The sequence below is a fragment of the Rathayibacter sp. AY1C1 genome, assembly GCF_002932105.1.
Lineage (GTDB): Bacteria > Actinomycetota > Actinomycetes > Actinomycetales > Microbacteriaceae > Rathayibacter.
The window spans coordinates 99449-106451 of record NZ_PSWH01000011.1 but is presented as its reverse complement, the minus strand read 5'-3'; the positions used below and the strand labels follow the sequence as shown (position 1 = coordinate 106451).

Below are 7003 nucleotides of genomic sequence, written 5' to 3'. Positions count from 1 at the left end.
GCGCCACCCCCGCCTACGGCGCTCCCGCGCCCGGGGCGGGAGGCGGCCGACGCGCCGTCCGCGGCCGTCGCGACCCCGTCGCTCCGTCCGCCCTCGATGTAGTGGGGGACGAACTCCGCCAGGTCGCCGGTGATCAGGCCGCTCGTCTCGCGCACGTCGATGCCGGCCGGCGTCTCGCCGACGATCCAGCTGCCGATGACGACGGTCTTCCCGTCGACCCGGGCCAGCTCGGCGCGCTCCTGGTGGATGAAGCCCTCGGCGCCGTAGCTCCCGCCGTTCTCGGCGACGACCGAGCCGTCGGCGTCGAGGACCGTCACGTTCGCGCCCTCCCGGCCCAGGCGCGGCTTGCGCACCTGGGCGGTGCCGGGCAGCGGATGCACGGAGGCGGGCAGCAGGTTCGGGTGGCCGCGGAACATCTCCCACAGCACCACCAGCAGCTGCTTGTTGCTGAGCAGGAGCTTCCACGCCGGCTCGACCCAGCGGGTGCGCTCGCGCCGGTCGAGGAGGAGGCCGCCGAACTGCTCGCCGAGCATCCACTCCCACGGGTACAGCTTGAAGACGTGGCGGATCGGCTCGCCGTCGCCGTCGAGGAAGCCGGCGCCGTCGAGCTCGTAGCGGATGTCCTCGACGAAGATCAGCTTGGGGTCGAAGCCGGCCTGCGCCGCGGTCTCGGCCATGTAGGCGACGGTGTCGGCGTCCTCGACGATCAGCTCGCCGTCTCCGGAGTCGTGCAGCGACGCGAGGTGCAGCCGGGCGCCCTCGTCGAGGCTCCAGCGCTCGAGGCGGAGGTGGCGCCACTGCTCGACGAGCTGCTCGTGCAGGCTGTTGAACTGGTCGGCGTCGGGACCCTTCGTCTCGACGAGCCACTGCCACTGGGCCGCGGCGGTCTCGACCAGCGAGGTCGGGGTGTCGGCGTTGAACTCGAGCAGCTTCACCGCGCCCGCGCCGTCGTAGGCGAGGTCGAAGCGGCCGTAGACCGTGGGGTCGTCCTCGTCCCACGAGGTGCGCACCAGCTCGTGGAAGCGGGGCGGGATGCCGAACTCGGCGAAGCGGCCCTTCCGCACCACGAGCTCGCAGGCCTCCATGCAGAGGTCGAAGAGCTCCGAGGTCGTGCGCTCGAGCAGGTCGATCTCGGCGGGCTCGAAGGAGTAGGCCGCGGACTCGTTCCAGTAGGGGCGGCCGCCCTCGGAGGGGAGGTCGTAGAAGCTGAAGCCGATCTCGTCGCAGCGGGCTCGCCAGTCCGGTCGCGGAGTGAGGGTGTGTCTGCGCATGATGTCCGGCAAGTGTAGGTCGGGCGTCCGCGTGAGGGCAGGGGGTGGCGCCGTCCTCCGCGCTAGCCTCGACGGGAGCGAAAGGCCGTGCCATGACCGCACCCCTCCCGCTCGCGGGCGTCCGCGTCCTCGAGCTCGGCAACTTCATCGCGGCGCCCACGGCTGGCCGACTGCTCGCCGACTTCGGCGCCGAGGTGATTAAGGTGGAGCGGCCCGGCACGGGGGACGAGCTGCGCCGCTGGCGGCTGCACGAGGGGTCCGAGACCTCGCTCCTCTTCCACACGATCAACCGCAACAAGCGCTCGATCGCGCTCGACCTGCGCACGGACGAGGGGCGGGACGCCGTCCGCCGCCTGGTCGCCGAGTGCGACGTGGTGCTCGAGAACTTCCGGCCCGGCACGCTCGAGCGCTGGGGGATCGGGCCGGACGTGCTCGACGAGGCCCGGCCCGGCATCGTGATCGGCCGCATCTCCGCGTTCGGGCAGACCGGCCCGCTGTCGGCCCGGCCCGGGTTCGCGGCGGTCGCGGAGGCGATGGGCGGGTTCCGCGAGCTGGTCGGCGACCCGGACCGGCCGCCCGTGCGCGTCGGCGTCTCGATCGGCGACTCGATCGCCGGGCTGTACGCGGGCTACGGAGTGATGATGGCGCTGTTCCAGCGCGAGACCCGCCGCTCCGCCGGGCTGGATCCGGCACCGCTGGCGGAGCGGGTCGTCGACGTGGCGCTGCACGAGGCGATGTTCTCGATGACGGAGTCGCTGATCCCCGACTTCCAGGCGCACGGCATCGTCCGGGAGCGCGTCGGCGGGCGGATGGAGGGCATCGCCCCGACCAACGCCTACACCTGCGCCGACGGGGCGAGCATCGTGATAGCGGGGAACGCGGACGCGATCTTCCAGCGGCTGATGGCGGTGATCGGCCGCGCCGACCTGGGCGAGGACCCGGCGCTCGCCTCGAACGAGCAGCGCTGGGCCCGGCGCGACGAGCTGGACGCCGCGATCGGCGCGTGGACGGCGGGCCGCACCGCCGCCGAGGCGCTCGCGGTCCTCGACGACGAGGGCGTCCCCTCCGGCCCGATCTACACGGCCGCCGACATCAGCGCGAGCGAGCAGTACGCGGCGCGCGACATGATCCAGGCCTTCGACGTCGAGGACGCCGGCGGCACCCTGCGCGGCGTGGGCTTCCCGGGGATCGTGCCGGTGCTCGGCGGCCGCTCCCTCCCCATCCGCTCGCTCGCGCCCGACCTGGGCCAGGACACCGAGGAGGTGCTGGGGATGCTCCGGCGGACCGGTCCCGCTGCTCCCTCCGCCGGCGGGGCTGCTGCTGCTCCCTCCGCCGCCGCTGCCGAGGAGGCCGGCCGGTGACCGCGCTCGCCTCCGCGCGCCTGCGCGACGTCACCCTCCGCGACGGCCTGCAGCTCACCGGCAAGCTCCTGACGACCGAGCGCAAGGTCGACCTCGCGCGCACGCTGCTCGCCGCGGGAGTGCCCGAGCTCGAGATCGGCTCGCTCGCGCGCGGCGACCTCGTCCCTCCGATGGCCGACACCCTCGACGTGATCGCCGCGCTCACTCCCGAGGAGCTGGAGCGGTGCTGGGTGTGGGTCGCGACTCCGCGCCACGTCGAGCGTGCGGCCGCCGCGGGGGCGCGCCGCTTCCAGTACTGCTTCTCGGCGTCCGACTCGCACAACCTCGCCAACGTCGGCAGGCCGACCGAGGCGAGCATGGCCGCGATGCCGGAGGCGGTCGCGCTCGCCGAGAGCGTCGGCGGGCGGATCCAGCTGTGCATCGCCACCTCCTTCACCTGCCCGTTCGAGGGCCCGGTCGACCCGGAGCGCGTGCTCGCGATCGCGCGCGACACGCGAGCGGCGGGAGCGGCCGACGTGGTCGTCTGCGACACGCTCGGGCAGGCGCACGCCGGCCAGGTGGCGTCGCTCGTCTCGCGCGTGGCCGCGGAGGCCCCGCCGCGCGAGATCGTGTTCCACGGCCACGACACCTGGGGCTCGGGCGTCGCGAACGCGATCGCCGCCGTGCAGGCCGGGGCCGCGGTGGTCGACGGCGCGCTCGGCGGCCTCGGCGGCTGCCCCTTCGCGCCGGGCGCCAGCGGCAATACGGCGACCGAGGACCTCCTGTTCGCCCTCCGTCCCGACTGGTTCACGCCCGGCGCGCTCGCGGTCCTCGTCGGCGAGTCGGAGGCGCTGCTCGCCGAGCTCGGCGAGCCCGGCCGCTCGAAGGCCGCGCAGGGCGCCCGCTCGAACGCCCCCGCCTTCCCCTGGGCGCTCTGAGCGGATCGTCCCCCGCTCGCCGGTCCGAGGCGTCGCGAACGGCCGCCTCCCGTCGCGGAGGACGACCGTTCGCGACGTATCGACAGCGGCGTGCGGGTCAGCGCGCGAGCAGTGCGCCGAGGCGTGCGCGCTCGGCGCGGAGGACGTCGACCAGGAGGGACCCCTCGGGTGCGGCGAGCCAGCGCTCCAGGGCGAGGTCGAAGAGGGCGGAGGCCGCGAGGGCGGCGAGGGCCGCGTCCTCCGGCGCGACTCCGGCGTCGACGAGGGCGGCGCGCATGCTCTCGGCGAGGGCGGCCGACTTCAGGAGCTCGCGCTCACGCAGCTGCGGCTCGGAGCGCACGACGGCACGGCGGGCGGAAATCTGAGCGCGCCAGGTCTGGAGGTCGCCCGAGGCGGCCGCCTCGAGGCCGTGCATCACGAGGTCCATCGGCGCGAGGCCGGCGGGGGCGCCGGCGAGCAGGCGGCCGACGATCTCGGGCAACTCGCGCTCGCGGAGGAAGAGGACGTCGCGCTTGTCGGCGAAGTGGCGGAAGAAAGTGCGGGTGGTGAGCCCGGCGCGCTCCGCGATCGCGGGGACGGTGGTGCCCGCGTAGCCGTGCTCGGCGAAGAGCTCCATCGCCGCCTGCTCGAGGCGGAGGGCGGCATCGGGGGCCCAGCGTGACATCTGCCCAGGATAGCTGACGACACGACGTGTCATCAGGAGTAGTGTGACGACACGTCCTGCCATCACTTCTGACTGGAGCCGCCCGTGCCCGAGAACGCCGCCGCCCTGCTGACCGCCCCGCGGGCCGACCTCGTCGTCCGCCCCGCTCCTATGCCCGTCCCCGGTCCGGGGGAGGTCCTGCTGCGCAACCGCGCCCTGGCCGTGAATCCGGTCGACGAGATGAAGCAGTGGACGGGCGATCTGATGTTCCGGTGGGTGCCGTACCCGGCGGTGCTCGGGGAGGACGTGGCCGGAGTGGTCGAGGCGGTCGGCCCTGGAGTGACGCGCTTCGCCGTCGGCGACCGGGTCGTCGCGTACGCGGTCGGGATGGAGCGCGGGCGGCGGAACCGCGACGAGGGCGCCTTCCAGGAGTACACGGTCGTGCGCGAGGACCTGGCGGCGCCGATCCCCGACCGGCTGGGCTTCGAGGAGGCGGCGGTGCTGCCGCTCGCGGTCTCGACGGCGGCGACGGCGCTGTTCCAGCGGGACCACCTCGCCCTGCCGCACCTGAGCGTCCCGGTCCGGCCGACGGGCAAGACGGTCGTGGTCTGGGGCGGGACGACGAGCGTGGGGAGCAACGCGATCCAGCTCGCCGTCGCCTCCGGGCACCGCGTGGCGACGACCGCGTCGCCCCGCAACCACGATCGGATGCGCGAGCTGGGCGCCGAGATCGTGCTCGACTACCGCAGCCCCACCGTCGTCGCCGACCTGGTGGCGGCGCTCGCGGGCCACGAGGTCGCGGGGGTGCTCGCGATCGGGACGGGTTCCGGTGCCCCGTCGGTGGCGGTGGCCGCGGGCACCGGAGCGCGACGGGTCGCCCTGGCCAGCCCCTCCGTCTCGTTCGGCTCGCTCCCGCGCCGGCGCGGTGTCAGCGCCGCCTTCGTGCGGACGATGCTGCGCCTGGTCGGCGGCACCGCGGCGCTGCAGATCGCGGCCCGTCGCCGCGGCATCCGCGCCCGCTTCGTCTGGGGCGGCTCGCTGATGACGAACGAGGTGGGGCCGATGCTGTGGCGCGACCACCTGCCGTCGGCGCTCGCCGAGGGTCGCCACGTCTGCGCCCCCGCGCCCGAAGTGGTGGGTGAGGGGCTCGCCGCGCTGCAGCCCGCCCTCGACCGGCTGCACGAGGGTGTGTCGGCGGTGAAGCTGGTCGTCCGGCTCTGAGGGGCGGGTCGCCGCCGCCTGCCCCGCCGGGCCGCGGACCGGCCGCTCCGCCCGCAGCTGCTCCGCCCGAGCTGTGCCGCCGAGTGGCCGCAGCGCCGGAGCCTCGGTATCGTGGCGCGCTCCGACGCGACCCGAGGAGACCCCGTGATCCGCCGCACCGCCCCCGGAGCCGCCGCGCTCCTCCTGCTCGCCCTGACCGGCTGCTCCGCCGGGTCGTCGCTCGCGGCGTCCCCGTCCGCCACTCCGGAGCCCGTCGGCGGCCTCGGGGTCGCCGTCTCGGCGCTCTGCGAGCCCGGCTCCGATCCGCAGTGCGTCCCGGTCGGCGGGCAGGACGTCCTCGTCGATCCCGAGGACTTCACCCGCGCGGGCGTCGCCGCGGTCGAGGCCGATCCGAGCACGGGGGTCGTCGACGTCCGGTTCGACGAGGCGGGCGCCGCCCTCCTGCGCCGCGGCTCGCAGGCGGCCATCGACGAGGGGGCCGACGCCCGGCTCCTCCTCCGCGTGGGCGACCGGGTCGAGTCGGCGCTCTCCGTGATGCAGCCGATCGAGGGCGACACCGTGCAGATCGTTCCCGCGGAGGGCGACGCGCAGGGGCTGGTCGACCGGATCCTCGCCGGCTGACGCCCGCCTAGGATCGGCGCATGGCGAAGGGTTTCCGCACGGAGCGCACGCAGGCGCTCCTCCTCGCGCAGCCCTGGGCGCTCTCGCTAATGAGCGCCGTCTTCGTGGCGGGGATGCTCTGGCTGGCGGCGGACGCGGGCTGGGATCTCGGCGCGGTCGTCGGCGGCGGACGCCGGCACGCGCCGCTGTGGCTGGTGCTCCTGCTCGGCCTGCCGCTGTTCGGCGCCGGAGTGGTGCTCGGCGCGGTCCGGCAGGTGCGGCTCCTGCGGCGGCCGGCGGCGCCGCCCGTCCGGAGTCCGGAGGCGGAGCGGCTGCGGCGCGAGGGTCCGGGCTGGCTCAGCCGGCTCGAGGACGAGCGGGCGGCGCGGGACGGGACCAGGAGCGCGCAGGGCGGCACCGGCGGGACACCGGACGTGATCGGCAGCGCTCCCGACGGCACGGACGATCCGCGCGACGAGGCCCGCTGACCGCGCCTCAGAGGTGCAGCATCCCCCAGTCGATGATCACGGCCAGCGCCGTGTAGGCCGCGGCCACCGCTCCGACCGCCTTGCCCGCGCGATCGAGGTCGGCCTGCGGGTCCGGACCGGCGTCGGCGACGACCCGGAGCAGCGCTCCGACCAGCGCGATCAGCGTGATCGCCAGGATCCAGACCTTCAGCGACGCGTGCGGGTCGACGTGCGCGAGCGTCAGCGCGACGACCGGCACCGCCACCACGAGCACCGACGCCAGCACCAGGAGGCAGCCGCGCCGGGTGAGGCCGGTCGGCCCGAAGGAGCCGCCGCGCATCCAGGCGCGCACGCGCTGCCTCCGCGAGGCGGGCGGACCGCCTGCGGAGCCCGCGTCGGTCGAGGGCCCCCAGTCCTGCGCGGTCGTCATCGCGCGGTGCCGGAGCGGTCGGGAGTCGGGCTGGGCCGCATCGGGTCCTCCAGGAGACGAGGGGGCACGTCGGACGGTGGTGCCGACCCCTCA

At 75.2% G+C, this 7003-nt stretch carries 8 protein-coding genes; 5 read left to right on the top strand and 3 right to left on the bottom strand.

Going from position 1 to position 7003, the window contains the following annotated elements:
* Window positions 1-1271 (bottom strand): glutathionylspermidine synthase family protein (locus C5C71_RS07585; RefSeq protein ID WP_104337451.1); only part of this gene is annotated, 1271 nt, incomplete at its 3' end.
* Window positions 1272-1363: 92 nt separating this feature from the next.
* Between C5C71_RS07585 and C5C71_RS07580 the strand changes: the two genes are divergently transcribed.
* On the top strand, window positions 1364-2632 hold the full coding sequence (locus tag C5C71_RS07580; protein WP_104337450.1) for a CaiB/BaiF CoA-transferase family protein: 1269 nt from the start codon (window positions 1364-1366) through the stop codon (window positions 2630-2632).
* The gene (locus C5C71_RS07575) at window positions 2629-3549 is read left to right on the top strand and encodes a hydroxymethylglutaryl-CoA lyase (protein WP_104337449.1); all 921 of its coding nucleotides are present in this window, start codon (window positions 2629-2631) and stop codon (window positions 3547-3549) included. The genes C5C71_RS07580 and C5C71_RS07575 overlap by 4 nt, the downstream gene beginning before the upstream one ends.
* Before the next feature lie 97 nt (window positions 3550-3646).
* Here C5C71_RS07575 and C5C71_RS07570 read toward each other — a convergent pair whose 3' ends face one another.
* Window positions 3647-4213, bottom strand: a complete 567-nt coding sequence (locus C5C71_RS07570; protein WP_104337448.1) for a TetR/AcrR family transcriptional regulator — start codon at window positions 4211-4213, stop codon at window positions 3647-3649.
* An 84-nt stretch (window positions 4214-4297) separates the two neighbouring features.
* Between C5C71_RS07570 and C5C71_RS07565 the strand changes: the two genes are divergently transcribed.
* The 3 genes from C5C71_RS07565 (at window position 4298) to C5C71_RS07555 (ending at window position 6501) form a co-directional block, all read left to right on the top strand.
* The gene (locus C5C71_RS07565) at window positions 4298-5413 is read left to right on the top strand and encodes a zinc-binding alcohol dehydrogenase family protein (RefSeq protein ID WP_104337447.1); all 1116 of its coding nucleotides are present in this window, start codon (window positions 4298-4300) and stop codon (window positions 5411-5413) included.
* 144 nt (window positions 5414-5557) lie between these two features.
* The gene (locus C5C71_RS07560) at window positions 5558-6034 is read left to right on the top strand and encodes a hypothetical protein (RefSeq protein WP_104263312.1); all 477 of its coding nucleotides are present in this window, start codon (window positions 5558-5560) and stop codon (window positions 6032-6034) included.
* 20 nt (window positions 6035-6054) lie between these two features.
* Window positions 6055-6501, top strand: coding sequence for a hypothetical protein (locus C5C71_RS07555; protein ID WP_104337446.1), 447 nt, complete (start codon window positions 6055-6057; stop codon window positions 6499-6501).
* 7 nt (window positions 6502-6508) lie between these two features.
* Here the strand turns inward: C5C71_RS07555 and C5C71_RS07550 are convergent, their stop codons facing one another.
* On the bottom strand, window positions 6509-6910 hold the full coding sequence (locus tag C5C71_RS07550; RefSeq protein WP_104337445.1) for a hypothetical protein: 402 nt from the start codon (window positions 6908-6910) through the stop codon (window positions 6509-6511).
* Window positions 6911-7003: the final 93 nt, after the last annotated feature.